Here is a 26,534-nt window from a genome sequence, read left to right as displayed (position 1 = left end):
GGAGCGGATTGGAACCATAACTGTGAGGCATCGCGTCGGTGAGGCATCGCGCCAACGCGGTGACGCCCACCAGGAGGATCGCGACGGCGATCGCGGCATCCTGGTGGGCGTCGCGTTCACCCGTGGCCCACGGGCTGGACGCCCGTCCGCGTCAGGCCACCGCAGCGTCAGGCAGTGACGCCGGTGCCCGTCGTGGAGCCGGTGGTGGCGCCGGTCTTCGGTGCGGTCAGGTCGTAGAGGGTCACGCCGTCGACCGTCTTCGAGGTGAAGTTCTCCGTCACCCAGCTGGAGATCTCCCGTGAGGACGAGCTACCGCCGTTGGCCTGACCGAAGCCGCCGCCGCCGCCGATGAAGTAGTGGATCTTTCCTTCGGCGACGTACTGCTTGAACTGCGCCAGGGTGGGCGAGGGGTCGCTCCCGTTGAACCCGCCGACCGGCATGACCGGGTCCTGGGTCGCGAGCTGGTATCCGGCCGCGCTGTTCGAACCGACCGCGGCGGCGACCCAGGTGTAGGAGTCCGCGTTCTGCCTGAGCAGCTTCACGATCGTGTTGCTGGGAGTGACGGCGCTGAGTAGACCGCCTGGGCCACCGCCCCGGCTCTCCCGCCCGCCGAGGATCCCGTTCCCCGGCGTGGTGGTTCCGGTCCCGGCACCACCACCGGCCTGGCCGGGCATGCCGCCCTGGCCGCCGGGCATCTGCTGCCCACCGCCGGGGAAGGCCCCGCCGGGGAAGATTCCACCACCCTGTGGGCCGCCCTGTGCCCCGCGGCCCATCCCCCGCGGCGGGAAGCCCCGCTGACGGCCGGCCTGTAGGCCGCCCTGGCCCATGCGGAAGAAGCGGCCGCCACCCGGCCCGCCGAAGCCGGCGCCGGCGGGACCCGCCGCCGGGATCGAGCCGGTGTGCGGGGTCGCCGCGGTGGCGATGGCATACGAGCCGGGTCCGAGGAGCCCGGCGACCAGCGCCACGGTGGCGACACCGAGCGCGGCCCGCCGCGGCAGTCGGATGGCCGCGAGGAACCCGAGCGCCGCGATGATCCCGGCGACGAGCACGGCGTACCGGATCCATGGATGCCACTGGGGGGTGCGGTTCAACAGGGTGTAGCACCAGGCGGCGGTGGCGGCCATCGTGGCAGCCGAGACCACGGCGGCGGCGGGATGCCGGCGATGACGCCAGAGCAGCGCGCAGCCCATCCCCACCAGGGCACCGACCGCCGGGGCGAGCGCCACCGTGTAGTAGGCGTGGAAGATGCCCTTCATCTGGCTGAAGACGATGCCGGTGACGAGCAGCCAGCCGCCCCAGAGAAGGAAGGCGGCGCGGGCGCGGTTCGTCCGCGGGGCGCGCCGGGTGATCCACAGGCCGGCGACGAGCAGGATCAGTGCCGTCGGGAGCAGCCAGGAGATCTGACCGCCGACTTCCGAGCCGAACATGCGGGTCCAACCGGCCTGGCCCCACATGCCGCCCCCGCGGCCGCCCGGACCCCCGGGGCCGAAGATGACCGTGCCGCCGCCGGGAGCGGCGCCTGCCGCGCCGTTCCCGATGGATTCCGGCAGGCCGCCCATCCGGCCGCCCCGGCCACCGCCAACGCTGCCGGTCTCGTTGCCGGTAAGTCGGCCGAGTCCGTTGTAGCCGAGGGTGAGCTCCAGCAGGCTGTTGTGCTGTGAACCCCCGATGTAGGGGCGGGAGGACGCCGGAACGAGCTCCACGATCGCGATGAAGAGGCCGGCGGGGATCAGCAGTCCGAGCCCCGCGGCCAGGGTCTGCCGGACGCGCCGCCAGAACGAGGTCGGCGCGGTCACCAGGTACACCAGCGCGAAGACGGGGACGACGAGCAGTGCCTGCAGCAGCTTCGTCAGGAAGGCGAAGCTGACCAGGACCCCGGCGAACACCAGCCAGCGGGTGCTCGCCTGCTCGATCGCCCGCAACGTCGCGTAGGCCGCGGCGACCAGGAGCAGCACGAGCAGGGCGTCCGGGTTGTTGAACCGGAACATCAGGGCCGCGACCGGGGTCAGGGCCAGCACCGCGCCGGCGAGCAGGCCCGCACCGGCGGAGAACTGCCGCCGCACGGTCTGGTAAAGCAGGCCGACGGTGGCGACACCCATCAGCGCCTGGGGCACGAGGATGCTCCAGGCGCTGAGGCCGAAGATCCGGACGGACAGCGCCATGACCCACAGGGAGGCCGGCGGCTTGTCGACCGTGATTGAGTTGGCGGCGTCCGAGGAACCGTAGAAGAACGCCTTCCAGCTCACCGAGCCGGCCTGGACCGCGGCCGAGTAGAACGCGTTCGCCCACCCCGACGCGCCGAGGCCCCACAGGTAGAGCACACCCGTGCCCACCAGCAGGGTGACCAGTGCAGGTCGGACCCAGCGGGCGTCCTCGGCGGATACGTCTTCGGCGGATACGAGGCCACCGGAGCCGCCGACCGGGAGCCCGGTCTCGGTGGGGGCGTCGGGGGAGGGCACGTGGTGGGGCTGGTCCCTGGTCCACGGCATGCGCCGCCGATGTCCAGGGGCCCGACCGCCTCCGGAGAGGGGCACCGGGTCGGTGAGTATGGGCGACATGGGGATCACTGTCGACCGCGGACCTTTCGGCTTCTTGTGATCTACCTGTGCGCAGGCTGTGAAGCTCGGTCGGGGTGCGTCGGGCCGGTCAGGCGGGCAGGCTCGGACGGGACCGTCTCCGAGGGGGGGAGGCATCGGGGCAGCTCGACCATGAAGGCGGTGCGTCCCGGCTCGCTCGTGGCCCGCACGTGCCCGTGATGTGCCTCGACGACGGCGGCGACGATGGCGAGCCCCAGCCCGGTGCTACCGGCGGCGCGGGACCGCGAGCTGTCGCCGCGCGCGAAGCGTTGGAAGACCTCGGGGAGCAGATCCGGAGGGATGCCCGGGCCGTCGTCCACGACCGCGAGGATCGCCGTGGGGCCGCTCACGGTCAGGCTCGCCGTGACCTGGGTGCCAGGCGGCGTGTGGGTGCGGGCGTTGGCCAGCAGGTTCGCGAGAACCTGGTGCAGGCGGGCCGGGTCCCCGGTGACCGTGACCGGCTCCTCGGGCAGGTCGAGAGCGAAGCGGTGGCCCGGGGCAGCCACGTGCGCGTCGTTGACCGCGTTGACGATCAGCCGGGAGACGTCCACCGGTTCCCGGACCAGGTCCCGACCGGAGTCGAGCCGGGCGAGCAGCAGCAGGTCGGAGACCAGCGCCGTCATCCGCGCGCTTTCGGACTCGACCCGGCTCATCGCGTAGGTGACGTCCGCGGGGACGTGCTCGCGGGTCCGGCGGGTCAGCTCGGCGTACCCGCTGATCGCCGCGAGCGGAGTGCGCAGTTCGTGGCTGACGTCGGCGAGGAACTGGCGCATCCGCATCTCGCTCGCGTGGCGGGCGGCCAGCGCGGCACCGATGTGGCCGAGCATCCGGTTGAGCGCCGCCCCGACCTGGCCGACCTCTGTGCGCGGGTCGGTGTCTACCTGCGGCACCCGCACCGACAGGGCCACCTCACCCCGGTCGAGGGGTAGCTCGGCGACCCGGGAGGCCGTCGCTGCGACCCGCCGCAGCGGTCGCAGCGTGACGCGGACGATCGCCGTGCCGGCGATCGCGGCGGCCGCGACCCCCACCAGCGCCACCACCCCAGCGATCATTGTCATCCTGGTGAGGGTCGCGTTCACCTGTTTCATCGGCAGCCCGGTGACGACGATCATATCGTCATGGGTGGTCCTCGCGAGGAGCCGATAGTCACCCTGATCGCCGAACGCCCGGGTATACGGCCGCAGGTAGGCGGGAATGCCCGCGACGACGGCGGTCTCGGCGGTGGTCAGCTCCTTCCCCTCGCCGGCGGTATCGATGAAGGCCCCGTAGGTTCCATCCTCGCCCACGACGGCTCCCAGCGTTCCCGGATCGACCGGTCCACGGAAGAACCGGCGGACCCGCAGCTGCTGCGGGCTGAGGCTGGACGGCTGGTCGGCGGCAGCGGAGTCGGCGGCAGCGGTGGCAGCGGAGTCGGTGGCAGCGGAGTCGGCGGCAGCGGTGGCAGCGGAGTCGGCGGCGGCCGGGGCCGGGAGGGCCGGCAGGGCCGGGAAGGACGGGAGGTTCTGGAGAAAGGTGGGTTCCGGCCGGTCCCATCGCCCGCTGGCCTCCCGCAGCCGCCTGTCGAGCTGGTCGACGAGGACTCCTCGCAGCGCGACGGCGGTGACGAACACGATCACCAGCGAGACGGTCGCCAGCAGGAGCATCAGTAGGGCGAGCAGCCGGGTGCGCAGTGACCAGCGCGAGGGCGCGACCGGCACGATCCGGACCCGGTGAGCCGGGGAGCTCATGCCGGGCCCGGCGAGGTGCCCCTCGATGACGGGGTGGCGGAGGTCCTCGGTGCCAGCGCCGGATCGGCCGGCCGCAGGACGTACCCGGCCCCGCGCATCGTGTGGATCATCGGGGGGCGGCCGGCGTCGATCTTCTTGCGCAGGTACGAGACGTAGAGCTCGACGACGTTCGCCTGGCCGCCGAAGTCGTAGTTCCAGACCCGGTCGAGGATCTGGGCCTTGCTGAGCACCCGGCGTGGGTTGCGCATGAAGAAGCGCAGCAGCTCGAACTCGGTGGCGGTGAGGTGCACCGGCTGGCCGGCGCGCTGCACCTCCCGGCTCTCCTCGTCCATCGTGAGATCGCCGACGACGAGCCGGGCGCCCTGCAACGCCTCGGTGGTGCGCGCGGCGCGGCGCATCAGTCCGCGCAGCCGCGCGACGAGCTCCTCGAGACTGAACGGCTTCGTGACGTAGTCGTCGCCGCCGGCGGTGAGCCCCGCCACCCGGTCCTCGACGGCGTCCCGGGCGGTCAGAAACAGCACCGGTACGTCCGGGCTCTCCGCCCGCAGGCGCCGAAGCACCTCCAAGCCGTCCATGTCGGGCAGCATGATATCGAGAACCACCGCGTCCGGCCGGAAGTCGCGGGCGAGCCGCAGCGCTCCGCGACCATCCGCGGCGCTGCGCACTTCCCACCCCTCGTAGCGCAGCGCCATCGACAGCAGCTCCGCCAGTGTTGTCTCGTCGTCCACCACGAGGACCCGCACCGGTTGCATGGTGTCAGCTTCGCCTCCTTGGCTGGCTGTTACCTGAGGTCTTGCTGTGAGCCTGCTGTGAATGCCGGGTCTGTGAATGCCCGGCGGGGCCGCGGAATCGTAGGCGTGCCACTCGCCGCGATGTCCATCGACGAGACGACCGGGACCCCCTCGAATGGCAGCCTCTCCCGGGGTGGCGGGCCCGACGGCTTGGATGGGATGGACACCACGCTCGATCAAGTATTGCACCACATTTTGCCAAGATTTTATCTTGGTGAGACCAATGAGGGCGAGAGTAGTGAGGGATGGGTGAATCTCAACGAGATCACGATGTGATCTGTCGTCGGGTTGACCGTCGGAGTATCCCCCTTCAGGGGGTTCACCTGCGCAAACTGGGTAGGTGCACAGCATGGCTCGCCACAGTCGTCCTCGGTCCGCCGTCCGCGGTAACCGTCCCCGTATCGTGCGCCGGGTGGTACTGCCCACCGCAACTCTGGTCACCGCGGGAGTCGTGACCGTGGGTACGGCGTTTGCCTGTTCCAGGTCGTCCTCAGTGGCGTCGGTTCCCGGGGAAACCAGCCGCGTCGTCGCTGCCGTGGCTCGCGGCGCCGGCACCTTCCCGCCGTCGGCCGGGGATGCGGACGCGATTGCCGAGGCGGTCCGGACGAGCTCGTTCACCGCGAATGTTCCGCCGCAGAACTACGAGGTCACCGGAACCACCCTGGCCGCCAGCGACCCGAGCTGGGCACTGACCGAGCTGCGCCCGACCGTGGCCGATCTCGACCGGGCCGAGGGTGTACTGCATCACACGGGCTCCGGGTGGGAACTGGTCCAGCTCGGTACCTACGAGGTCGGGTGTGGCGTCGCGCCCGAGGCGGTGCTGGACGACCTCGGCCTGCAGTGCCCGCCACGGGACGGCGCGGTCTTTCCGACCTGATCTCCGGGAGTTCCGGGATCTCCGGGAGTTCCGGGATCTCCGGGCGGCGGCTGTGCCTGCCGGGACGGCCGGAGCGTCAGGGGGTGTAGATGATGTCCCAGAGCCGAGCGGTCATGTCGGTACTGGTGGTGGCGAGCAGGAGGCCGTAGGGGGCGAACGCGCAGCTCATCACCGTGCTGCTGTGCCCGGTGAGGGTGGCGATCGCGGACCCGGTCGCGACGTCCCACAGTTGCGCGGTGTCGTCGGTGCTCGCCGTCGCCAGCAGGTGGCCGTCCGGGGAGAAGGCGCAGCTCTGCGCCGAACCCGGCAGAGTGAGCACGGTGGTGCCGCTGGAGGCGTCGGTGAGCCGGGTGCCCTCGTTGCCGCTCGTCGCGAGCAGCCGGCCGTCGGGGGAGAAGGCGCATCCGCCGGCGAAGTTCGTGTGCCCCGGCAGGCTCATGATGATCTCGCCAACCGTGACGTCCCACAGCAGGGTGGACTCCGCGCCGGCGGTGACCAGCAGCCGGCCGTCGGGGGAGAAGGCGCAGCCGTAGACCGAGCCGCGATGGCCGTTGAGGGTGGCAAGGTTTTTCCCGGTCGACGAACCCCACAGCCGGACGGTGCGGTCGGTACTGGTCGTGGCGAGCAGGCTGCCGTCCGGGGAGAAGGCGCAGCCGTACACGGGTCCCCGGTGCCCGGTCAGGGTCACCGTCTGGCGGGCGGCGTCAACGTCCCAGATGCGGGCCGTCTTGTCGCTGCCGGTGGTGGCGAGCAGCTTGCCGTCCGAGGAAAAGGCGCAGCCGTGCACGACCAGGCTCTTGCGTCCGCTGAGTGTGACCGACGTTCGGCCGGTGGCGACGTCCCACAGCCGGGTGCCGTCCTTGCTGGTGGTGGCGAGCAGCTTGCCGTCCGGGGAGAAGGCCGCCGAGGTGACGTCGCGTTCGTGTCCCTTGAGGGTGGCCCGCGCGGTGACCTCGACGTGGTGGGACGGGCGGCTGCTGCGCTCGAAGCCGCGCAGGTCCGCCGGCACCGCCGACCCCATCGGCACCGGCCCGGACGGAAGTGTGGTCGCCAACCAGTCGGCGTCGCGGACCGGAGTGCCGGGTGCCGCGTGGGTGTGGATGAGGCTACCCGGCGCCTCGGCGGCCAGGTCGAACAGGGAACCGTCGGTGAGGCGGACCCGCGCCAGCACGGCGCTCGCGTCGAAGCGCTCCCCGGGCTCGACGAGCCAGCGCACCATCGTCGCCCGCCCGCCGGGGATGTCCCAGCGAGCCGGTTGCAGGACCGGATTCGGGCGCGCCGCGGTGGTCCGGCGGGTGGAGACCGAGCTTGCCCAGGCGGCGGCGCCGAGCACCACGGCGAGCTCGGGATCGGCGGGGAGGTAGATCTGCTGCCCCGGCCAGTCGGTGCCGACCCCGAGCCGACCTTCGAGGATGTCGGTGACGACCGGGATCCGGGAGCTGCCACCGACGAGGAGCACCCCACTCAGCTTGTCCGGTCCGTAACCGGAGGACTTCAGCAAGTGCTGGCAGCAGGCCATCGTGCGGGCCAGGATGGGGGAGGCGAGCTGGGCGAACCGGTCACGCTGCATGCTGACCAGCAGGCCGGCCGGGCTGAAAACATCCTCCACCACGGCGATGTCGGAGAGTTGATGTTTCACTGCCCGGGCGAAGTCGAGCAGCTCGTGGCGGGTCCGGTTGGCCGTGGTCTGGAACGTCTCGCCGATCCCGGGCGGATTCAGTAGCGGTTCCAGCCCCGGCCCGTACAACCCCAGGATCTCGTCGAACAGAATCTGGTCGAGTTCGCGGCCGCCGCAGTCGTGCAGAGCCGAGTGGGAGAGCATCTCGTGCCGGCCGTCCTCACCGACCGCGACCAGCGCCCCCTCGAACGTCCCGCCGCCCAGGTCGTACACGAGCATGAGCGAGCCGGGCTCGGGCGCGACGCCGACCACCGGCGACCAGGCCGCCGCGACCGGCTCGGCGAGCAGGTCCACGTCGACGAACCCGGCGGCCTCCGCTGCGGCGATCATCGTCCGGCGCAGCGGGCCGGCGGGATCGTAGCTCGCCGGTATCGTGACGACGGCCCGCGACAGCGCCGCACCACCGAGCTGCTGTTCGGCCTCGGCCTTCAGCGCGGACAGCACCGCGGTCACCAGCACGTGCGCCGGATAGCTGCGGCCGTCGAGTGACACGGCGCTGTCCCGGGCCAGATCGCGCTTGACCTCGCCGCGGTACGCCGCGGGCCAGATCCGCTTGCGCCGCTCGGCGAGCGTGCCGACGATCAGGCTGCCGCCATCCACGAAGACCGACGCGGGCCAGCTCGCCGAGCCGCTCGCGGGCTCCTTCACCGGTTCGATGCGACCGTCGACGGCCAAGGCGGCCGAGGCACTGCAGGTGCCGTAGTCGATGGCGAGGATCGGCTCGCCCACAGCACCCCCTGTCCACGTTTCCAGTGGGCAGATCGTAGCGATGTCGACAAAGCCACCAGCGACACCCTCATCAGTGGGGCGAACGCCGGGACCGAATGTTTGTGACCGGTTGCCCCCCGTGGCGGCTTTCACCGGTGCGGACAGCGGCGGCCGGCGCTTGCCGGTATGAACAGGCGGACTGCCGACCTTCCCCGACGACCGACAGTCCGCGGAATCACGCCGGTGCGCCCCCGATTCGGCACCAAGCCATCTCGCTCCCCCCGACGATCCGGCCCGAACCCGTCGCACCGGCGCGGTCCCTACCCTCGATCCTGGTAGTTCCGATGGGCCGACACCATCCCTCAATCATCGGGGGAAAGCGGATGATCCCCGGCCGTTACCGATCCGTCCGGGTAATCCATCGGCTGGGGCGCCAGGGCGCGCGACGCAGGTCGCCCATGGCTGCCGCCAGCCCGGCTACCTGCTCGGCGGCCTGCTTGCCGAGATCAACGGCCACGGTGCGCGGTAGCGAGGACCCCTCGCCCGGGATCGTGCGCAGCCGGGCGACCACCGGTCCGAGCCGGATGATCTGAAGGTAGCCCGCGAGCGAATCGCCGGTGACGAGATGCAGGTGGGCGGACCCGGCCGTGCCGTCCGTGACGGGCCTGGCCCGGGCGACCAGGCGTCGGGTGAGTGCGGCGGCCCGCCGGTTGTTGCGCAGCAGCCACCGCGAGTCGTCCAGCCGGTACAGATCCGCGTCCGGGGTACCCAGCCAGATCGCGTGCCCACGGTGCACCGCCTGGATCTCACGGCCGTCCGCCTCGGGATTCGTGCCGTCACCGGGGATCGGTTGGTCAGCCGGATGGGCCGTCGCGACGTCGGGAGATCTGATCCGCCACATGCCGACGGGGAGCGCCTCCGGTCCCAGGAACGACCCGCGGAAGGCCGCCCAGAGACGACAGGACCGCGGATGACCCTCATCCTCGCCGCCTCCCCCGCCCATCCTGACGAGGGTGTGACCGAAGCCGGCGCAGGGCAATCCCTCGAAATCAAGGGGCCTCAATCGAGGGGGCTCAGCCGAATCCGAGCTCGCGGGCCCAGAGGGCGGCCGCGGTGCTGGGCGGGATCGTCGCCGGGGCGTCGGGATGGCTCGCCACGTACTTCGCCTTCGCCGTGCGCAGATAGTCGGCGACGACACTGGCCTTGACGTTCATCGCCCGCGCCGCTTCCCGGTGGGACATACCCCGGCAACCGACGAGGACCATCACCTCGGCCTCCCGCGGGGAGGGCCGGTGCAGGCGGCGCCGTCGGCGGGCGGCGTCGAAGATTCGATCGAGCAGGTCGTGCACGGCGGCGGCGGTCATTCCCCACTCGCCGCGCAGCTCGTCAATGAGGTCGCCCTGGGCGAGTCCGCGCAGCAGGTTCCGTTCCCCGGGGCCGATCTCGCCCCGGGACAGCGGTCGCCGGTGCGCATCCTCCAGCAGAAACCCGGCGAGGCGGGCGGAGACGTGGAAGCTACCCCCGGCGACGGCGGTCACCGCCGCCACGAACTGCTGGGCCGGGGCGGTCTTCTCGACGAAGCCGCGAGCCTGCGCGGCGACCGCGTCGAGGACCTCGTCCGGTGTCGCAACCCCGGAGGTCGCCAGCACCCGAAGACCGCGTCGATGCAGGTCGGCCACGGCGGCGGCCCCGGACACCCCGGGCAGGTGCAGGTCGCACACCACGATCCCGGGCGTGGTGTCCCGGTCGAAGGTCTCCAGGCTCGGGGCCGGCGCCAGCACGGAGAACCCCGCGCCGGCGAACCTGGCGGCCAGCGATTCGGTGGCGATCGGATGATCGTCGATGATCGCCACCGAGACCGGCCGGCGATCGACGCTCATCGGCCGGTCCCGGGCGCGCCGGCTCCGGTCGGCTCGGCGGCGGGCCAGCGGAAGGTCACCTTCGTCCCATCGCCCGGCCAGGCGGTCACCAGGGTCTCCCCGCCATACCGGCGCAGGGCGGAATAGCTTCCGGTCATGCCCCCGCCCGCTCGGACGGAGCCGGGATCGAACCCCACGCCCCTGTCCCGGACGACCACCAGCACCGAATCCGCGTCGCCCTCGACGAAGAGGTGGACCTCGTCGGTGCTGGCGGAGTGTCGGACCACGTTGCGCAGGGCCTCCCTCGTCGCGGCCACCAGTGCCTCGCGGACCTCCGCGGGCGGTTCGCCCTTGATCGACACGAAGGGCACCAGGGCGAGCCCCTCGTCGGCCAAGGCGTCCACGACCGCGGACATCATCTCCTCGAGGCCGTTCTGGGTGGAGTCCGGTGAAGCCGTGCCGTCGACGGCCAGGGCCCGCGGGTCCATCCCGCGTGGATCCATGATGATCCGACGCGCCCGCTGTGCCCCGCGCCGGGCCTCCCGGACGAGTGCCGGTGAGGGCACTCCACCGGCGGCAACATGATCGACGACGGGGAGCAGGTAGTCGTGGATCTCCCGATGGGTGATCTCACGCTGGCGCAGGCTTTCGGCCTCCTTCTCCTGCTCGATCGCGAGCCGCCCGGCCGCCGCGGCCTCGTCCTGGGCGGCCGCGGTCGCCGCGCAGAGCGCGCGCAGCTCGCGGGCGATGAGCATGGCGACGACGTACCACAGGGCGAAGCCCAGCAGGTCCGAACCGAGCTTGAGGGAGACATCCGGCAGCACGGCCAGGCTCCATGCCGCCATCAGGACGGCCACCGCACCGACCGCGAGCAGCGTCAGCCCGAGGCCGAAGCCGATGCCCGCGGGTGCGACGAGGCTGAACGGCACGAGCTCAGTCATGATCTTGTTGCGTTCGTCGGGTTGCGCGGCTCTGGACCCGACGAGCATCAGCGCCACGCAGAAGGCGACGTCCGCCAGGACCAACCGGGGGGACAGCCGGCCCGGCCGCCGCCAGACCCGCCAGGTGAACCAGGATGCCTCGACGGCCGCGGCAGCCACGATCAGCACGGCGATCCACGGGTGGCGCAGGCGAGCCCAGCCGAAGAGCGGGATGATCACGAACGTCGCACAGGCTGCTCGGGTGTAGCCGACCATCCGGGACATGCGTTGCTCGGTACGTTGGATGACGTCGCAGGAAGAAGCCGCCGATCCAACCAGCCCGGTCATAGTGCGCAACGGTAGCGAGCCAGCCACAGATCGACCAGCGTCTGCCAGCGCCTGACCAGAAGGAGCGGGCATCTGGTCGTCCCGGTGTGTGAAGAGGGCCATCCGGGCACCGCAATCAGATGCAGACCACGTATCCCGTCATCGTCACGGTCGCGCCGCCGGGTCCCGGCCCGACGCCACCCGAGCCCTCGCCGCCCTCGCCGATCCCCGATCCTGTTCTGCCCGGTCCCGAGCCGACGCCACCCGAGCCCGCGCCGGATCCGGTACCACCGCCCGGCCCGGGGCCGGATGTTCCGATCCCGCCGAACCTGCTGGTCCTCCCGCCAGCCGGGAATCGCGCCGCCGGAATGGGTAGACCGAGGGCATGATGCACCGACCAGCTGGAATTCCCGCGCAGGAGCTGACCGACGTCGATCTCGTCCGAGAGCTGCGGCACCTGCATCGTACCCGGCACGATGCCTTCATCGCGGGGAGCGAGGACGCCTTCGAGACCCACACCGCACGGATGCTGGAGCTCGAACGCGAATACCTGCGGAGGTTCCCGGACGCCGCGAGTCCCGATCCGCGCCGGACCCGAGCCGGCAGACGGCGTGCCGCCGGAGTTCCCGTCTGAGCGGTTTCAGGGGCGCGGTTTCAGGGGCGCGTGGCTTCAGGGGCGGACGCGGGTGAGCGCGTCGAGGTAGATGTCGACCACCTGGCTCGGGTCCGGCCGGAGGTAGGAGCGTCCTGCGGTCGCCGCGGCGATGCGCGACAGCGCGGTGAGGTCGGCGTCGTTGCTGTAGGCGATCATGATTATGGCGACCGGCCGCTTCGGGTCGTACTCGGCGTGCAGCTGTTCGATCAGGCTGTCCAGGCTCGGCGCGGCCGCACCCCGGTTCGTGTCGCGACCGTCGGTGAGGATGACGACCTGGTTGAGCCGGCCGGGGACGTAGTGCTGGGTCAGGAAGCGGAAGGCCGCGAGCGTGGTGGCATACAGATCGGTGGCTCCGCCGGGGACGATCCCGGCCTGCGCGGCGATCAGCTCGTCCCGATGGGTGCCGCCTCGTCCGGGTGCGTTGAGCGCAGCCATCGGCACGAGATCCCGGTAGCCATGGACTCCCTGGGCGCCCTGCTCGCCGGAGAACCGCCAGAGACCGACCTGGCTGTCGGGTGCGAACAGGCGCAGGCCGGCCAGGGAGGTCTCGACGGCCGCCTGCAGCCGAGTTCTTGACGGGTCGGTGCCCGGGACCGGTTCGGCCATCGATCCGGAGCTGTCGAGCGCCACGAGGGTGGCACCACGCTGACGGGCATGGCGGAAGAACCGCCGAGCCGTGCCGAGCGTGCTGTCGGAGGCGTCCGTGCTCGCCAGCTTCGGCGGGACGGAGCGCACCCCGTCGGTCGCGTTGAGCGTCCCGGCCAGCCCGCCTGGGTCATCGTGGCCCGCCAGCTCGGTGGGTGTGCGGAAACCGGCTCCGCTGAGAGCCGCGCGGCCCGCGTCCCCGCGCAGGAACGCGGCGAAGGCGTCCGCCGCGGCCCGCCGGGACGACGAGCTCGCCGTCTTCTTCAGGACGATGTACGGCACCGTCGCCGTGAACATCCCGTCCGAGGGGTAGGACGCCACCAGCGTCGTGGCCGGGGGGTTACCGTTCTGGCTTGTCAGGGACCGGTTGTAGGCGATGACATCGGCCTCCAGAGCCGGGAAGGCCGAGGGAGCGGATCCGGCCGCGCCGTTCTCCGTGCCGCCGGTGCGCACCGAGTCGAAGAGTTGCTGGTCATACTCTGGCAGCCAGTCGATGGAGCGTTCCTGCCGGAGCACGGTGAGCTGGGCCGCGCGATCCTGGTCGAACGTGCCGGTGGTCATCTCGGCCGCGGTGAGTCCGCGGGCGGCGCCCACCGTTGCGATGACGGCCCGCAGCGCGGCGGCCGAGTGCTCCGGATTGGCCATGGCGAACCGGAAGTCCCCCCACTGGGGCTCGCCCCGGTGGGTCCAGAAATCGGCCTCGCCCGCGGCCGCGGCCAGTTCGGCCCAGGTCACATGATGTTCGGGCCAACCGAGGCGCTGTGCCATGAGTCTCGGCATGGCGATGACGACGGGCGATCCCGCGATCGTCGTGGCCTTCGCCGGCAGTTTCGCCGTGACCGGGTCCGATTCCTGGCCCAGCTCCAGCCAGTCGGCCGACTCCGGGATCCAGACGTCGGGCGGCCCGGGGGAGTCCGGCGACTCCGGCCGGGACAGCGTGTCGAGCACCCGGTCGGAGGCGACCACCGACACGGCGAGGGTCACGCACGGGCCCGCCGAGCCCTCGGCACCGGCGCGCTGACGATCGAAGTCGGCGGCGAGCCGGCTGATCGGCGCCGCGAGTGCCGGCGCGGTGGTGATGGTCAGGGTGGCCCGTTCGCCGCCGTCCGCGCATTCCCCGGCCGATCCGGCATCCCAGGCGGCGCGGGCCGCGAACCCGATCCCGGTGGCGGTCAACGCGCCCAGTACAAGCAGCGCCGCGCCGCTGACGATGCCCAGGCCGACGGTGACGGCACGGCCGCGGCCACCGGCCCGGGACCCGCCATACCGGGACGCGCCGTGATGGGACGCGCCACCACGAAATCTGTTGCGGCGGGATCGATGGCGGGCGTCGGACACGGAGACGTCCTTTCCGCGAGCGAGCGTCGTGTCCGTCCCTGACCCGCCACCAGCACGATGGTCTGCGTAACGTTTCCCGCCGAGCCCATCGCGCAGCGCCCGACACCATCCCCGGGTGTCCGGCCAGCCTCAGATGGTGATGGTATGGTGCCCCGCGCCGGTTCCCGTGCCGCCGATACTGCCGGTGGCCCGGTTGGGCGTCATCCTTTCTTGGAATACCGGGGTTCGCTGTTGTTCTTCCGTTTCTCACGTCGTTGCGGCGGTGTTCCTACTCATGGGTCCTTAGCGTTCTACCCGGGCTGGGTGTGCGTGTCGCCGCTGGCGAGGTCGGCGGGGGTTTCGAGGTCGGCGGGGGTGTTGACGTCGGCGGGTGAGCCGGTGCCGTCGCAGGGCACGCCGGTGACCTCTCCCGGGTGGGCCCGCAGCCACGCCCGGGCGCCGGCCTCGCCGCGCGCGAGAGCCGCCACCTCGGGCCAGACCGAGCGGCGTAGCAGGACGGGATGGGCCGGCCGGCCTCCGTAGGTGGCGGTCATCGCCGGATGGGCCGACCCCGGGTCGGCCGCGGCGGAGATCAGACGTTGCACCGCCGCCGCGCCGAGGGAAGGTTGGTCCACCAGGGTGACAACCACGGCGTCGGTGTCGGTGCCGACCAGGGCGGCGAGACCGGCCCGCAGCGACGCGCCGACACCCTCGGTCCACCGCGCGGCCGATACCAGGCGAACCTCCGGTATCAGGCCGGCCGTGGGTTCCAGGCCGATCTCGGGCGCATCCCAGCCCGCGGGCGCCGGCCCGGCGACCCGGCGGGTGGCGAGGCGTCGCACGACGATGCCCACCTCGTCCGCGGCGGCGCCGGTGACGACCACGACCGGCCGGCAGCCCCCCGCCGTGAGCAGGCGGACACCCCGCTCGACCAGCGTCACACCGCCCAACTCGACCAGAGCCTTGGGGCGTCCCATCCGCCGTCCTGCCCCGGCAGCGAGCAGCAGACCGGCGACGTTCACCGGATTCGCGGCGTGGATGCCCCACGAGAGATTCGTGAAGTCACATTTTCACCTTCGTGATCTGGACAGGCATCGGGCTGCTTCTGGTCGGTGATGCCTGGCCATGCTAGGCGGAGCCGTCCCACGCTGGCTGGTCGCGGTTCGTCGGGATGCTGGAGTACAAGGCCGCCCGGTACGGCCGGACCGTGGTGAAGGTCGACCGGTGGTTTGCGTTGTCGCAGGTCTGTTCGGCGTGCGGGGTGAAGGACGGGCCGAAACCACTGACCGTCCGGTCGTGGACGTGCCCGGCCTGCGGGGTCGTCCACGACCGGGATGCGAACAGCGGCGTAGCAGGCGGGAATCTCCACCCTTCAGGGCGGAGAGGACGTCAAGAGGCGGCGATACCGAAGATGCCGACCGTCATCGACCTCGGGCGATACGTAGCGACCCCGCATCGTGTTAATGGGGCCTATCCTGGTCGACGATGCGGGCCAACATCGACAACAGGGCGGTCTGTTCCTCCTCGGACAGCGGCGCCAGCAGCTTGTCGTTCATCTGGTCGATGCGGTCCGCCACCTGACCGTGGGTCGACTCTCCCCGCTTGGTCAGCCGCAGGACGTTGCGCCGGCCATCACGCGGGTCACGGACCCGGCGGATGAGCCCACGCTGCACGAGCCTCGCCACCACATCGGCCACCGTCGACCGATCCAGGGAGGCTCGTTCTCCGAGCGTGCGCTGATCAATATCGGGATCAGCGAGCAGGCTGTTGAGGACCACGAACTGCGGAGGTGTCGTCTCGGTCGAGACGGTGGTGGTCCAGAGCTGATAGGTCACCTGCTGGAGCCGGCGGGCCAGCTGGCCGGGATGGCTGGACAGGTCGACCACGCCGTGGCCGCCCGGGGCGGCCGGCCGCGAGGTCAGGGTGGCCGGCCCAGTGGCGCGTTGTTCAGGGAGGCGTTCGCCGGAGTTCTCCGGTGCGGCTGTTTCCCCTCCGAGGGCCCTGGCCAACTGGTCGGATCGTGTGCGCGTGTTCAGGGTTCGCTTCCAATCCGGTGTCGAAGTAGGCGGGCGACAGGTTTGCCGCGAAGGTCATCATCGCTCATGTCGACGCTCGGTGTCGTCAAGCCGTGAGATTCAGGTGTCTATCAGGCGTCGAAGTGGTAACTCTTGTGGCATGTAGTGAAATTATAACTACGGATAGCCGGACGGCGCCATGCTTCTGTAGTAGTCCTGTCACCGCTTCGAGGTAGTCATTTAGAGGTGTCGCAATCGCGACAGCCACCTGCCGCCCGACTCCGGTGGGGTACGCGAGGTGCATCACATGGTTCCCGCGGGTACGGGCAGCGGTATGGAGGATGCGCCCAGAGGCCTGCGGGAGAGTCTGAAACGCGTGGCTGTGACCCTGAAGGAGGCGGGCATCCCGTTCGCTCTCGGGGGCAGCTACGCCTGCTGGGCCCGGGGCGGCCCCGAGCCGGTCCACGACGTCGATTTCATGCTGCGCGAGGACGACGTGCCGCGGGCGGTCGAGGTGCTTGCGAACGCCGGCCTGCGCCCGGTCGACTCACCCGAGGACTGGCTCACCAAGGTGTTCGACGGCGAGGTGCTGGTCGATCTCATCCACCATCCGGTGGGTCGGGCGGTGACCCAGCAAACGCTGGAGCGGTCCAGTGAGATGTCGGTGGACTCGGTGCGCATGCCCGTGCTGGATGCCACCGACTGGTTCGAGATGACCCTGTTGGCCCTGGAGGAACGGTACTGTGACCTCGCTCGCGTGATACCGATGATCAGAGCGATGCGGGAGCAGGTCGACTGGGATCAGGTACGTCGCGCGACGGCCACCTCCCCCTTCGCCGAGGCGGCCCTGCTCGTGGCCACCCGGCTCAACCTGATCCCGGCCGCCGGTCGTGCAGTGTCGGCCGAAGGTGCTCCGTCTACCGAAGGTGCTCCGTCGGCCGGGGGCACCCCCACGGGTTCACGTCCGCACGGCCCGTTGGTGCCAGCGGGTGGGGCGGTGCCAGCGGGTGGGGCGGTGCCAGCGGGTGGGGCGGTGCCAGCGGGTGGGGCGGTGCCAGCGGGTGCGGCGGAGCAGGCCGGGACCGCGAAGCGGATCGCCGACACCGCCGGGTACGGGGCACTGAACCTCACCGAGGCCGATGAGTATCTTGCCGGTGACCTGCACGAACGCCTCGCCGAGGATCCAAGGGTGGCCGAGCTCGGGCTGGAGGTGGTGGTGGATGGCCAGCAGATCCTGGTCGAGGGCGAGGTCGCCACGGACGCCCGCCGCCGGGCCGTCGCGGATGTGCTCGCCGAGGCGCTTCCCGGACGCCTGGTGAGTAACGAGGTCACCATCGCGGATCGGGGGATGCCGACCGAGGCGCCGCCGAACGTGGAGACCATCTCATGATCAGAATTGCCGCCGTCGGCGACATCCACCTGGGCGTGGACAGCCGCGGAACCTTCGCACCGCTGCTGCGTGGACTCGCCGGTCGGGCGGACGTGCTGCTGCTGGCCGGTGATCTCACCCAGCGGGGGCTGCCGGCCGAGGCCGAGATCGTCGCGGCCGAGGTGGCGGACGCCGAGGTGCCCGTCGTCGCCGTCCTGGGTAATCACGACTACCACGGCGGTGCCGAGAACGAGATCATCGAAATGCTGGCCGATGCTGGCGTGACCGTCCTCGAAGGCGGCGGCACGGTCCTCGACATCGACGGCCGCCGTCTCGGAATCGCCGGCGTCAAGGGATTTGGCGGGGGGTTCGCCGGGGCCAGCGGAAGCGACTTCGGCGAACCACTGATGAAGGCGTTCATCCGGCACACGAAGGACGCCGGATCCCGGCTGCGCGGTGCGCTGGAAAGTCTGGATTGCGAAATCCGTGTGGCTTTGATGCACTATGCTCCGGTACCGGACACGCTCATCGGCGAGCGAACCGAGATCTTCCCGTTTCTCGGCAGCTACCACCTTGCCGAGGCGGTGGACGCGGGGGCCGCCTGCCTTGCGCTGCACGGTCACGCCCATGCCGGTTCGGAGCACGGGATGACGGCCGGTGGGGTGCCGGTCCGTAACGTGGCCCGGCCGGTGATCAGGAAAGCCTATGCGCTTTACGGGGTGGGCGAGATGGCCACCACCGGGCGCCCGGGCTCGGACCGCGCGGGCCTACAGCGCTCGGCTGGCGCCGCCAGCCCGGCCGTCGTCCCGCCAGCCGTCCCGCCAACCGGTCCGGCAGCCGGGACGCCCCGCTCCGCGGCGGACAGCCCCTCGACGCTGTCCCGCCCCAGTTAGCTATTCCGCGGTAGCTATCCCGCCCCAGGCAGCCGTACCCGGACCTCACCATCGGAGATCCACACATCGAACCGCGGCTGGGGCGCGGTCGCGGGACCATGCACCACCGCGCCGTCCGTCACCCGGAAGGTGCTGCCGTGCCAGGGGCAGCGCAGGCAGGTGAAGCCGTCCCTTCGGATGATCTCTCCCTTGTGCAGTGGTCCGGACAGGTGGCTGCACCGGCCGGCCAGTACGTCGACGTGGTCTCCCTTCCGGAGGAGGACGACCGGCACATCCCGCAACAGCCGCGCCTCGGGTCGGCCGTCCGCCAGTTCGTCCAGAAGGGCGAGCGGATGCCAACCGGGCGGCAGCAGGTGGGGTACCTCCTCGGTGTGGTTGGCTCCCGACGCCTGCCGGTAGGCCAGATGACCGCCGAGGTAGGCCGACGTGCTGGCCGTGGCGAGGCCGAGCAGCGCGAGACGACGGCCGAGGCGGCCGTTGCCACGCCATCGGATGCCGAGCGAGGCGGCGTAGCAGCAGGCCGCCAGACTGTTCGTCGCGGCGTGCGCCACCCCGACCCGCAGTTGGCGCTCATGCAGCTCGGAGTAGTCGGCGAGGCCGCTGGCGGCGGCCGAGACCGCCGCGAGCAACCCCGTGGCGATCAGTACCCGGGCCGCCCGTTCGGACCCCTCGTGACGTCCCGCGAGCAGGTCCACGATTCCCGCGGAGATCCAGGTTCCGATGGGGAGCGCAGCGAGCGCCGGATGCAGAGGGTGACCGAGCGGCACGCCGTGCAGGGTGTCCCGGATGGTCCCGTCGTGCAGGGAGCGGCGGACCATGTCACGGATCTTCACTGCCACCGGGTCGAGAGCTTCGGCCCGCTCCAGGCGTTCGGCGGGTCTGACCAACACGTTGTGGGGTATCCGCACCATGGATGCCGGTGTTCCCGCCCATCGCTGGCCGTGAACATCTGCTGACCGGAGAAGCCGGGTGGCCCGATCGCGGGTTTGCTTCGTCCGTCAGCGCGCACCACTGAAACAGCGGAAAGGAACGAGAACATGGCAGTGGATCGCGGAAGCACCAAGCACGGCCCTGTGCGCGACGACATCTTGGCGCACGAGGTCGAGGGGCTTGTGCGGGCCGGGCGGGACACGCGGGCGGAGGAATGGCGCTCCGCTGAACCGTTCCCCGAGGAAGCGACCGGTGGCCCGCAGAACCTGGATGCCGCTGGGTCGCGGGTCGGTGTGCCGGCCGGGATGACGCCGGTGGACGTCGAGGAACGCTCCGAGCTCGCCCGCTGGCTCGGCCGGGCGGTCTTCCCCGCCAACCGTGACGAGATCATGGATCATCTGCGTCATCAGCACGCCCCGGACCGGGTGGTTGACGAGGTCGCCGGTGCGCCGCCCGACATCCAGTTCACCTCGTTGGGCGCGCTGTGGCGGGTACTGCGACCCGGCCCTCCTCACGTGGAGTCACGGCGTCACTGAATCCGTCCGATGATCCATAATATGACCAACATCATGAAGTAGTCGGTATGACGCCGTAGCCGGCGGGGTACGGAAACACCCGTGGGTGGCGGGCTCGCCGCGAGCGTTCTGCTGCTCGTCGGCTTCGCGATGATCGGAGCGTTCAACGTTTTTGCCTTCGGTGCCCTCGCCGGCCTGTGGGCGTTGGGTATCGCATGGATCATGGTGCTCGGCCCGCGGGCCATCGATCGCCGGGTCGTCCGCGCTCGGCTGCGGGAGGCGCTGCGGGGGGTGCGGCGGAGACGCCGGTGGCCCGGTGCCTTGTTCCCGTGGGCCCGGGACTGCGTGACACGCCGGTGGCCTGGGTAGGACACGCCCATGGGTACGAGTGGGTTCGGCTATGGCGACCAACGACCCGGATCAGGTGATCTGCTGCAGACCCTCGTAGCCGGTCTGGATCAGACGGAGCGGGAAGATACCCTGCGGCTGTTGCGACGGCGGCTGGTGGAGGACCGGGCCGCCGCGTGCGGCGGCCAGCGGGACCGTCAGGTGGATGTCGGCCCGCGGACCCGGGCGGCGCGTGGGCCGACGAAATCGCAGGCCGCGGGCATCCATCGTCACCGCGGATGAACGGTGGCGTCAGGATGAACGGTGGCGTCAGGATGAACGGTGGCGTCAGGATGAACGGTGGCGTCAGCCGCAGCAGCCGCCGCCGCAGCACGCGCCCCCGCCGGCGGACGGCGAGGCCATAGCCGGAGCCGGCGTGGCCGAGCCGCGGCTGACGGCGATCGCAGAGAAGATCCGCGAGGTCTCGGTGTGTCCGGAGGGGCAGCTCACCGCGCTGTCCGGCACGGACTCGTGCATGCTGCGGCGAACCTCGAACGATGCGTCACATACCCGGCAGCGGTAGTCGTAGGCAGGCACGGCACCAGGATATGCGGCCGCCGTGAGGCGAGCGTCGGATTCGGCGGATGGCGAGAACGGGTGAGCGGGAGAAGGCCCGACGTACGCTGGCTGTATGCAGCCGCCGGAGGGCCCGCAGGTGGTCGCCGAGGTTGTCCGGGGGCTGCGCGGCGGTGCGCCGTTCGTGGAGAGTTGCCATCACGGCACCGTCATCGGCCTCGGTCGGGATGGGGACAGCGCGCTCACCGTCGGCGTGCCCGACCACCCGATCTTCCCCCGATCGGCGGTCAAGCCCCTTCAGGCCGCCGCGATGCTTCGTGCCGGGCTGGACGGCATCTTCCTGAGCCGGGAGATCCCCGGTGACCTGCTTGCCATCGTGTCCAGTTCCCACAGCGGCGAGCCGGTGCATCTCGCGCGGGTGCTGGAGATCCTCTCGGTAGCGGGCGTCTCCGTCGACACCCTGCGCTGTCCCGCCGATCTTCCGTTGGGCCCGGCCGCGGCCCAGGCGCACCTTCGCGCCGGGGGCCGCGCGGAGCCGGTGCTGATGAACTGCTCCGGCAAGCATGCGGGGATGATCGCCTGCTGCGTGGCGGCCGGCTGGCCGATCGAGAACTACACCGACCCCGATCATCCGTTGCAGCAGGTGATCCGGCGCACGATCGAGGAGCTGATCGGCGAGGAGATCGTCGCGACCAGCGTGGACGGGTGCGGGGCCCCGTTGTTCGCGTTCTCGCTCACGGGCCTGGCTCGCGGGCTGCGGGCGATGGTCCGGGCCGCGCCGGGCGGCCCCGAGCGGCGGGTCATCAACGCCATGCGGGCGCATCCCGAGCTGATCGGGGGTGTTGGCCGGTCCGACACCGACCTGATGCGGGCGGTACCCGGCGTCGTCGCGAAGAACGGCGCCGAGGGTGTCACGGTGGTGGCGACGTCCGAGGGTCACGCGGTCGCGGTCAAGATCGCGGATGGGAGCGGGCGGCCCGGCGTCCCGGTCGCGCTGGCCGTGCTGACCCGCCTGGGTGCTCTTCCCGGTCCGGACGCCCCCGGGCACCAGGAGCTCGACTTCGCCCAGCTCGCCGTGCTCGGGGCGCCCACGGTGCTCGGCGGCGGGCGCCCGGCCGGTTCCCTACGCGTGCGGCTACCGGTCTGATCCGGGCGGGGGAGTGCGGTCGGCGCGGACGCCCCGGTCCTCGCCTGCTCGGGGACGGGGGTCGGAAGGCGCCCGACGGGGACGGCTCGCCACGGTGACCGCGACGGGCGGGATCATCGCCGCGACCACCATCATGATCATGGCGGCGGTCACGGAGTACAGCCGCACCACGGTGCCTGCCGAGATGAACAGGGTCAGCGCCACCAGCATCAGGGCGAGGTAGCGGCGACGGACCATCGGATCGGCACCCGGGCCCGGTGCACCCGGGCCCGGTGCGGATGGGCCCGGTGATGATCGGCCCGGTGATGATCGGCGCGGCGCGGACGGGTGAGGCGTGCCGGCGGCGAGGCGCAGGTCGTAGCGGCGCCGCCGGTCGGGGTCGCCGAGAACGCGGTAGGCGAGGGTGACCCGATCGAAGGCCGGTGACGAACCACCGGCGTCGGGATGGGTGCGGCGGGCGGCCACGCGGTAGGCATGCCGGATCTGCTCGGCGGTGGCGCTGGGCGGTACGTCCAGCACCTCGTACAGCGAGCGTTGCACGCGCATCGGGGTGTCTCCTGCCATTGCCGACCACCCGACCGGGCGGCCGCGAGCCCGGTGTCATGGCGAAAGTACCTACACATGACCAGAATGGGCCTTGGACGGCCCGGGGCGAGCGCGAGTCGGGAGGCCGGGACAGCGGCAAAATAGGATTTTCTGTGCGTTGTGGCTCTTGGCTCTCAGGATCGTCTTATCGGGCGTGCCGGCCTCATTCCGGTTCGGCCGACGGCGCGCTCGGGGCGCCGCGTGCACACCAGGGTGGGACAGGATGGGTGGATGGGGCAACGGCAGAACTCGGAGATTGTCACCGAGGTCGCGTCGCTGGTACAGGATCCGGACATCGCCGAGCGGCTGACCGTGACCGGACCCGCCGACGTCCTGCCCAGCCTCTACCGGGTGACGACGGTGGCGACCGCGTCGGTGGCGGCCGCGGCCGTCGGGGCTAGCCGCCTGCTCGCGGCCCGCGGCGGCGGGGCCCCGCCGGAGGTCACCGTGGACACTCGTCACGCGAGTGCGGTCTTCCGCAGCGAACGGTACCTGCGAGTGGCCGGCAAGCCACCGCCGAGCCCGTGGGACCCGATCTCCGGGTACTACCGCACCGGGGACGACCGGTGGATCCAGCTGCACTGCAACTTCCCGCACCACCGCAACGGGATCCTGGATCTTCTTGGGACGCCGGGCGAGCGCGCCGCCGTCGAACGGGTCATCCGCCGTTTCGAGGCCGAGCCGCTGGAACTCGAGCTGCACGCCATGGGTCTGTGCGCCAGCATGGCCCGTAGCGAGCGGGAGTGGCGCGAGCACCGGCAGGCCCGGGCGGTTGACGAGCTTCCCCTCGTCGAGGTGCGCCGGCTCGGCGACGGCCCGGCGCTCGCCGCGCCCCCGGCCGAGACGCCGGCCGCGGGTCTGCGGGTGCTCGACCTGACCCGGGTCATTGCCGGTCCCGTCGCCGGTCGCACGCTGGCCGCCTACGGAGCCGACGTCCTGCGGGTCGGCGCCGCCCACCTGCCGGAGGTGCACACGGTGCTCGTCGACACCGGGTTCGGCAAGCGCAACGCCTTCCTCAACCTGCGGGTGACCGCGGACGCCCGCCGGCTGCGCGAGCTGATCGCCTCGGCGGACGTGGTGCTCCAGGCTTACCGGCCGATGGCCCTCGACCGGCTCGGCTTCGGCCCGGAGGCGGTCGCCAGGATCCGGCCGGGCATCGTCTGCGCGACCATCACCGCGTATGGACGGCAGGGCCCCTGGAGCGGTCTGCGCGGGTTCGACAGTCTGGTCCAGACCGCGTCCGGCATCGCGACCGCCGCCGCGGCGGTGACCCGGTCCGACCGCCCCGTGCCGCTGCCGGCACAGGCCCTTGATCATTCGACTGGCTACCTCACCGTCTACGGGGTGCTGGACGCGCTGGCGCGCCGGGCGACCGAGGGGGGCAGCTGGCACGTCGGTGTGTCCCTGACCCGGACCGGTCGTTGGCTGCAGGGGCTGGGACACCACGACACGCTCGCGCTCCCCGACCCGACCCGGGAGGAGGCCGAGGAGTTCTGCGCCACGATGAACAGCGAGTTCGGACCCCTGTCGTACATCCGCCCGGCCGCCACCGTGGCCGGCGTCGCGCCGAGCTGGAGCTCCCCGCCGGCACAGCTGGGCACCAGCCCGGCGGTCTGGGCATAGCCATGCTGAGGTGCCGGGTTCCGCGGGATCGTGCCGGTGTGTAACCGTGCGCCGCCCCGTCCATCCGGGGGGTGGTGCGAATTGATGCTGGTTAGCACGTCATTCTCTATGCGGTGGCGCACCGGCTCGCGGGCCGGGCGCGTCGGGGTGACTGGGCCGGGCCATGGCATCGGAGTCGGGTCTGGCGGGACCGGAGGAGGAATTGCATGGGTAGGCGCCCGCTCCTGGGAGCGATAGCCCTTGCCGCGACCGTGGCGTTGACCGCGGCGGCCTGTGGAAGTGACAGTGGTTCGTCCTCGAACGGGAAGCAGACCATCACGATCGGCTTCCAGGGAGTTCTCTCGGGCGACAGCCAGCAGCTCGGTCTGAACGCCCTCTACGGCGTCCGGACGGCGATCGCCGAGGTCAACGCGGATGCGAGCGCGCCGTTCCAGCTCAAGCTCGTCGAATCCGACGATGGCGGCTCGCCGGATCAGGGCCCGACGGCAGCCCAGAAGCTGATCGATGACTCCAAGGTCGTCGCGGTGGTCGGCCCGATGTTCTCCGGCGCCACCAAGGCGAGCGAGCCGGCCTACACCCAGGCCGGGCTGCTGTCGGTGAGCCCGTCGGCGACGAACCCCGCGCTCACCACCCTGGGCTTCAAGACCTTCTACCGGGTCATCGCCCCGGACACCGTGCAGGGCAAGGCCGCGGCCGACTACATCGCCACGGTGCTCAAGGCGACGAAGGTGTACTCGCTGGACGACAAGAGCGAGTACGGCACGGGCCTGTCGGGTGCGCTGGAGGCCGAGCTCAAAGCCAAGGGTGTCAACGCGACCCACGACGGCATCAACCCGACCAAGGACTACACCTCCGAGGCAACGAAGATCATCGCTGCCGCGCCCGAGGTCCTCTACTACTCCGGCTACTACCCCGAGTTCGCGCTGCTGTCGAAGGCGCTGAAGGGCAAGGGCTTCACCGGAAAGATCATCAGCGGTGACGGCTCGCTCGACCCGCAGTACGTCGCGCAGGCCGGGGCCGCCGCGGCCGAGGGTGCCTACCTCACCTGCCCCTGCGGCGACGCCAACACCGACCCGAAGGCCGCGTCCTTCGTCGCGTCCTACAAGAAGGTCAACAACGGGACGAAGCCCGGCACCTACTCCGGTGAGGCCTACGACGCCACGCTCGCCCTCGCGGACGTCTTCAAGAAGCTCGGCAAGGACGTCACCCGGGAGTCCGTGACCGGCGCGTTCGGTTCCGTGAACTTCCCCGGCATCACCAAGACCGTGGTGTTCGAGCCCAACGGCGAGGTCAAGGGCTCCAACGTGTTCGTCTACCAGGTGAAGGGTGGACAGATCACCGTTCTCGGCAACATCGCGAACCTGGTCAAGTCCTGATGTCGGTGCGGGCGGTGGCCGGGGGTGGGACGTCCGGCCACCGCTTCGCCTGGTGGTGAACGAGGCACACGGATGGGTTTCCTCGACCAGTTCTGGCAGCTGACCGTCGACGGTCTGACGGTCGGCTCCCTGTACGCGGTCATCGCGCTCGGGTACACCCTCGTCTACGGGGTCCTCCAGCTCATCAACTTCGCGCACAGCGAGGTCTTCATGCTGGGATCCTTCGGCGGGCTGTTCGCCGCCCGCGCCCTGCTGCCCGGGGACGGCTCGGTCCCGGGCGGCCTCGAATCGGTGGGCCTGGTGACCATGGGCCTCGGCGCCGGCGCGATCTGCGGCGGGCTCGCCGCCTTCACGCTCGAACGGGTGGCGTACCGGCCGCTGCGGCGCCGTTCCGCCCCCCGGCTGGCCTATCTCATCAGCGCCATCGGGGCCTCGCTGTTCGCGGTGAACCTTGCCGGCAAGGAGTTCGGCCGGCAGAATGTGGCCCTGCCCGACCTGTTCACCGACGGAACGGTGTTCACGCTGTTCGGAGCGGACGTCTCCACCCAGTCGCTGGTCATCTTCGCGGTCGCGATCGCGATATTGGTCGGACTGGACCGGCTGGTCGCGGGGACCCGGCTCGGGCAGGGCATCCGCGCGGTGGCCCAGGACGCCGACACCGCGGTTCTCATGGGCGTGAACGTCGAACGCATCATCATCGTCACGTTCGTGCTCGGCGGCCTGTTGGCCGGGGCCGGTGGCTTCCTGTACGCGATGACGTTCAACGCCTCTTACAGCATGGGGTTCGTCCCCGGGGTGAAGGCGTTCACCGCCGCGGTCCTCGGCGGCATCGGCAACGTGCGCGGGGCGATGCTCGGCGGCCTGCTCCTCGGATTGGTGGAAAGCTATGGCGGATATATCTTCCAGGCGTCCTACAAGGACGTGATCGCTTTCCTGGTCCTGGTCGGCATCCTGATGATCCGACCGTCCGGCCTGCTCGGGGAACGTCTAGGGAGGGCAGCGTGAGCGCTGCGACGTCGTCCGCCCGCCCGCCGAGGGCCGGGGCGCCGCTCCCACCCGCCGGGCCGGGTGGCGGGTCTGGTGGCGACCCGGCGGGCG

At 71.1% G+C, this 26,534-nt stretch carries 24 protein-coding genes and 1 pseudogene; 12 read left to right on the top strand and 13 right to left on the bottom strand.

All coding sequences use genetic code 11. From position 1 onward, the window contains the following. Window positions 1–167: 167 nt before the first annotated feature. Genes BMG523DRAFT_RS08725 through BMG523DRAFT_RS08715 form a run of 3 tightly spaced genes read right to left on the bottom strand, consistent with a single transcriptional unit; the run spans window position 168 to window position 5,055 of the window. Window positions 168–2,558 (bottom strand): glycosyltransferase family 39 protein, encoded by a 2,391-nt coding sequence (locus tag BMG523DRAFT_RS08725; protein WP_043590856.1) that lies wholly within the window; start codon window positions 2,556–2,558, stop codon window positions 168–170. Window positions 2,559–2,599: 41 nt separating this feature from the next. Further along, complete coding sequence (locus BMG523DRAFT_RS08720; protein ID WP_235462986.1) at window positions 2,600–4,303, bottom strand: cell wall metabolism sensor histidine kinase WalK; 1,704 nt, start codon at window positions 4,301–4,303, stop codon at window positions 2,600–2,602. Next, complete coding sequence (locus tag BMG523DRAFT_RS08715; RefSeq protein WP_023840873.1) at window positions 4,300–5,055, bottom strand: response regulator transcription factor; 756 nt, start codon at window positions 5,053–5,055, stop codon at window positions 4,300–4,302. Before BMG523DRAFT_RS08715 ends, BMG523DRAFT_RS08720 begins: the two co-directional genes overlap by 4 nt. Before the next feature lie 388 nt (window positions 5,056–5,443). Here BMG523DRAFT_RS08715 and BMG523DRAFT_RS08710 point away from each other — a divergent pair, with 388 nt between their 5' ends. Continuing rightward, a complete protein-coding gene (locus BMG523DRAFT_RS08710) occupies window positions 5,444–5,971 on the top strand; it encodes a hypothetical protein (RefSeq protein ID WP_023840872.1) in 528 nt (175 codons plus the stop codon). A 76-nt stretch (window positions 5,972–6,047) separates the two neighbouring features. Here BMG523DRAFT_RS08710 and BMG523DRAFT_RS08705 read toward each other — a convergent pair whose 3' ends face one another. The 4 genes from BMG523DRAFT_RS08705 to BMG523DRAFT_RS08690 all read right to left on the bottom strand — a co-directional run bounded on the left by BMG523DRAFT_RS08705 (window position 6,048) and on the right by BMG523DRAFT_RS08690 (window position 11,484). Next, window positions 6,048–8,378: an Hsp70 family protein gene (locus BMG523DRAFT_RS08705; protein WP_043590855.1), complete on the bottom strand. Its 2,331-nt coding sequence runs from the start codon at window positions 8,376–8,378 to the stop codon at window positions 6,048–6,050. Window positions 8,379–8,754: 376 nt separating this feature from the next. Further along, complete coding sequence (locus BMG523DRAFT_RS08700; RefSeq protein ID WP_235462984.1) at window positions 8,755–9,258, bottom strand: hypothetical protein; 504 nt, start codon at window positions 9,256–9,258, stop codon at window positions 8,755–8,757. 172 nt (window positions 9,259–9,430) lie between these two features. Then, window positions 9,431–10,237: a response regulator transcription factor gene (locus tag BMG523DRAFT_RS08695; RefSeq protein ID WP_011434789.1), complete on the bottom strand. Its 807-nt coding sequence runs from the start codon at window positions 10,235–10,237 to the stop codon at window positions 9,431–9,433. Further along, window positions 10,234–11,484, bottom strand: a complete 1,251-nt coding sequence (locus BMG523DRAFT_RS08690) for a sensor histidine kinase (protein ID WP_175443354.1) — start codon at window positions 11,482–11,484, stop codon at window positions 10,234–10,236. Before BMG523DRAFT_RS08690 ends, BMG523DRAFT_RS08695 begins: the two co-directional genes overlap by 4 nt. A gap of 364 nt (window positions 11,485–11,848) precedes the next feature. Between BMG523DRAFT_RS08690 and BMG523DRAFT_RS08685 the strand changes: the two genes are divergently transcribed. Beyond that, window positions 11,849–12,097 (top strand): DUF6158 family protein, encoded by a 249-nt coding sequence (locus BMG523DRAFT_RS08685; protein WP_011434791.1) that lies wholly within the window; start codon window positions 11,849–11,851, stop codon window positions 12,095–12,097. 36 nt (window positions 12,098–12,133) lie between these two features. On the opposite strand, the gene BMG523DRAFT_RS08680 is transcribed toward BMG523DRAFT_RS08685, so the two are convergent. Further along, complete coding sequence (locus BMG523DRAFT_RS08680) at window positions 12,134–14,101, bottom strand: substrate-binding and VWA domain-containing protein (RefSeq protein WP_043590853.1); 1,968 nt, start codon at window positions 14,099–14,101, stop codon at window positions 12,134–12,136. A gap of 290 nt (window positions 14,102–14,391) precedes the next feature. Continuing rightward, window positions 14,392–15,102 carry an NTP transferase domain-containing protein gene (locus BMG523DRAFT_RS08675; RefSeq protein WP_051623802.1) on the bottom strand — a complete coding sequence of 237 codons (711 nt, stop codon included), beginning with the start codon at window positions 15,100–15,102 and terminating at the stop codon, window positions 14,392–14,394. A gap of 110 nt (window positions 15,103–15,212) precedes the next feature. Between BMG523DRAFT_RS08675 and BMG523DRAFT_RS22865 the strand changes: the two are divergent. Continuing rightward, window positions 15,213–15,425 (top strand): annotated as a pseudogene (locus BMG523DRAFT_RS22865) (zinc ribbon domain-containing protein); the annotation flags it as partial. 115 nt (window positions 15,426–15,540) lie between these two features. Here the strand turns inward: BMG523DRAFT_RS22865 and BMG523DRAFT_RS08670 are convergent. Continuing rightward, window positions 15,541–16,089, bottom strand: a complete 549-nt coding sequence (locus BMG523DRAFT_RS08670) for a MarR family winged helix-turn-helix transcriptional regulator (protein WP_232235176.1) — start codon at window positions 16,087–16,089, stop codon at window positions 15,541–15,543. A gap of 313 nt (window positions 16,090–16,402) precedes the next feature. On the opposite strand from BMG523DRAFT_RS08670, the gene BMG523DRAFT_RS08665 reads away from it, so the two are divergent. After that, entirely contained in the window at window positions 16,403–17,485 is a 1,083-nt protein-coding gene (locus tag BMG523DRAFT_RS08665) for a nucleotidyltransferase (protein ID WP_083494772.1), read from the top strand. Next, window positions 17,482–18,357 (top strand): metallophosphoesterase, encoded by an 876-nt coding sequence (locus tag BMG523DRAFT_RS08660; RefSeq protein WP_011434797.1) that lies wholly within the window; start codon window positions 17,482–17,484, stop codon window positions 18,355–18,357. Before BMG523DRAFT_RS08665 ends, BMG523DRAFT_RS08660 begins: the two co-directional genes overlap by 4 nt. 14 nt (window positions 18,358–18,371) lie before the next feature. Here the strand turns inward: BMG523DRAFT_RS08660 and BMG523DRAFT_RS08655 are convergent, their stop codons facing one another. Continuing rightward, complete coding sequence (locus BMG523DRAFT_RS08655) at window positions 18,372–19,247, bottom strand: Rieske (2Fe-2S) protein (protein WP_235462983.1); 876 nt, start codon at window positions 19,245–19,247, stop codon at window positions 18,372–18,374. A 147-nt stretch (window positions 19,248–19,394) separates the two neighbouring features. On the opposite strand from BMG523DRAFT_RS08655, the gene BMG523DRAFT_RS08650 reads away from it, so the two are divergent. From BMG523DRAFT_RS08650 to BMG523DRAFT_RS22860, 3 genes are all read left to right on the top strand, one after another. Next, window positions 19,395–19,823 (top strand): DUF2795 domain-containing protein, encoded by a 429-nt coding sequence (locus tag BMG523DRAFT_RS08650; protein ID WP_011434799.1) that lies wholly within the window; start codon window positions 19,395–19,397, stop codon window positions 19,821–19,823. An 81-nt stretch (window positions 19,824–19,904) separates the two neighbouring features. Continuing rightward, window positions 19,905–20,171 (top strand): hypothetical protein, encoded by a 267-nt coding sequence (locus BMG523DRAFT_RS08645; protein WP_011434800.1) that lies wholly within the window; start codon window positions 19,905–19,907, stop codon window positions 20,169–20,171. A gap of 9 nt (window positions 20,172–20,180) precedes the next feature. Continuing rightward, window positions 20,181–20,432, top strand: a complete 252-nt coding sequence (locus BMG523DRAFT_RS22860; RefSeq protein WP_011434801.1) for a hypothetical protein — start codon at window positions 20,181–20,183, stop codon at window positions 20,430–20,432. Window positions 20,433–20,495: 63 nt separating this feature from the next. On the opposite strand, the gene BMG523DRAFT_RS22855 is transcribed toward BMG523DRAFT_RS22860, so the two are convergent. Next, a complete protein-coding gene (locus BMG523DRAFT_RS22855; RefSeq protein ID WP_011434802.1) occupies window positions 20,496–20,726 on the bottom strand; it encodes a zinc ribbon domain-containing protein in 231 nt (76 codons plus the stop codon). A gap of 94 nt (window positions 20,727–20,820) precedes the next feature. Between BMG523DRAFT_RS22855 and BMG523DRAFT_RS08635 the strand changes: the two genes are divergently transcribed. Beyond that, on the top strand, window positions 20,821–21,852 hold the full coding sequence (locus BMG523DRAFT_RS08635; protein WP_035941548.1) for an asparaginase: 1,032 nt from the start codon (window positions 20,821–20,823) through the stop codon (window positions 21,850–21,852). Here BMG523DRAFT_RS08635 and BMG523DRAFT_RS08630 read toward each other — a convergent pair. Continuing rightward, entirely contained in the window at window positions 21,841–22,398 is a 558-nt protein-coding gene (locus BMG523DRAFT_RS08630) for a J domain-containing protein (protein ID WP_235462980.1), read from the bottom strand. The genes BMG523DRAFT_RS08635 and BMG523DRAFT_RS08630 overlap by 12 nt on opposite strands. 270 nt (window positions 22,399–22,668) lie before the next feature. Between BMG523DRAFT_RS08630 and BMG523DRAFT_RS08625 the strand changes: the two genes are divergently transcribed. The 3 genes from BMG523DRAFT_RS08625 to BMG523DRAFT_RS08615 all read left to right on the top strand — a co-directional run bounded on the left by BMG523DRAFT_RS08625 (window position 22,669) and on the right by BMG523DRAFT_RS08615 (window position 26,441). Further along, window positions 22,669–24,060 (top strand): CoA transferase, encoded by a 1,392-nt coding sequence (locus BMG523DRAFT_RS08625; protein ID WP_011434805.1) that lies wholly within the window; start codon window positions 22,669–22,671, stop codon window positions 24,058–24,060. 206 nt (window positions 24,061–24,266) lie between these two features. Then, the gene (locus BMG523DRAFT_RS08620) at window positions 24,267–25,436 is read left to right on the top strand and encodes a branched-chain amino acid ABC transporter substrate-binding protein (protein WP_011434806.1); all 1,170 of its coding nucleotides are present in this window, start codon (window positions 24,267–24,269) and stop codon (window positions 25,434–25,436) included. 72 nt (window positions 25,437–25,508) lie between these two features. Beyond that, the gene (locus tag BMG523DRAFT_RS08615; RefSeq protein WP_011434807.1) at window positions 25,509–26,441 is read left to right on the top strand and encodes a branched-chain amino acid ABC transporter permease; all 933 of its coding nucleotides are present in this window, start codon (window positions 25,509–25,511) and stop codon (window positions 26,439–26,441) included. Window positions 26,442–26,534: the final 93 nt, after the last annotated feature.

The organism is Frankia sp. BMG5.23, assembly GCF_000685765.2.
In the GTDB taxonomy this organism is placed as follows: Bacteria; Actinomycetota; Actinomycetes; order Frankiales; family Frankiaceae; genus Frankia; species Frankia casuarinae.
This window is presented reverse-complemented; position numbering and strand designations above follow the sequence as displayed.

What these genes read in the sequence shown, in the direction of transcription:
- BMG523DRAFT_RS08725 (WP_043590856.1), bottom strand. Translation starts at nt 2,558, where the DNA reads ATGTCGCCCATACTCACCGACCCGGTGCCCCTCTCCGGAGGCGGTCGG.
- BMG523DRAFT_RS08720 (WP_235462986.1), bottom strand. Translation starts at nt 4,303, where the DNA reads ATGAGCTCCCCGGCTCACCGGGTCCGGATCGTGCCGGTCGCGCCCTCG.
- BMG523DRAFT_RS08715 (WP_023840873.1), bottom strand. Translation starts at nt 5,055, where the DNA reads ATGCAACCGGTGCGGGTCCTCGTGGTGGACGACGAGACAACACTGGCG.
- BMG523DRAFT_RS08710 (WP_023840872.1), top strand. Translation starts at nt 5,444, where the DNA reads ATGGCTCGCCACAGTCGTCCTCGGTCCGCCGTCCGCGGTAACCGTCCC.
- BMG523DRAFT_RS08700 (WP_235462984.1), bottom strand. Translation starts at nt 9,258, where the DNA reads ATGTGGCGGATCAGATCTCCCGACGTCGCGACGGCCCATCCGGCTGAC.
- BMG523DRAFT_RS08695 (WP_011434789.1), bottom strand. Translation starts at nt 10,237, where the DNA reads ATGAGCGTCGATCGCCGGCCGGTCTCGGTGGCGATCATCGACGATCAT.
- BMG523DRAFT_RS08690 (WP_175443354.1), bottom strand. Translation starts at nt 11,484, where the DNA reads ATGACCGGGCTGGTTGGATCGGCGGCTTCTTCCTGCGACGTCATCCAA.
- BMG523DRAFT_RS08685 (WP_011434791.1), top strand. Translation starts at nt 11,849, where the DNA reads ATGATGCACCGACCAGCTGGAATTCCCGCGCAGGAGCTGACCGACGTC.
- BMG523DRAFT_RS08665 (WP_083494772.1), top strand. Translation starts at nt 16,403, where the DNA reads ATGGTTCCCGCGGGTACGGGCAGCGGTATGGAGGATGCGCCCAGAGGC.
- BMG523DRAFT_RS08660 (WP_011434797.1), top strand. Translation starts at nt 17,482, where the DNA reads ATGATCAGAATTGCCGCCGTCGGCGACATCCACCTGGGCGTGGACAGC.
- BMG523DRAFT_RS08650 (WP_011434799.1), top strand. Translation starts at nt 19,395, where the DNA reads ATGGCAGTGGATCGCGGAAGCACCAAGCACGGCCCTGTGCGCGACGAC.
- BMG523DRAFT_RS22860 (WP_011434801.1), top strand. Translation starts at nt 20,181, where the DNA reads ATGGGTACGAGTGGGTTCGGCTATGGCGACCAACGACCCGGATCAGGT.
- BMG523DRAFT_RS08635 (WP_035941548.1), top strand. Translation starts at nt 20,821, where the DNA reads ATGCAGCCGCCGGAGGGCCCGCAGGTGGTCGCCGAGGTTGTCCGGGGG.
- BMG523DRAFT_RS08630 (WP_235462980.1), bottom strand. Translation starts at nt 22,398, where the DNA reads ATGCGCGTGCAACGCTCGCTGTACGAGGTGCTGGACGTACCGCCCAGC.
- BMG523DRAFT_RS08625 (WP_011434805.1), top strand. Translation starts at nt 22,669, where the DNA reads ATGGGGCAACGGCAGAACTCGGAGATTGTCACCGAGGTCGCGTCGCTG.
- BMG523DRAFT_RS08620 (WP_011434806.1), top strand. Translation starts at nt 24,267, where the DNA reads ATGGGTAGGCGCCCGCTCCTGGGAGCGATAGCCCTTGCCGCGACCGTG.
- BMG523DRAFT_RS08615 (WP_011434807.1), top strand. Translation starts at nt 25,509, where the DNA reads ATGGGTTTCCTCGACCAGTTCTGGCAGCTGACCGTCGACGGTCTGACG.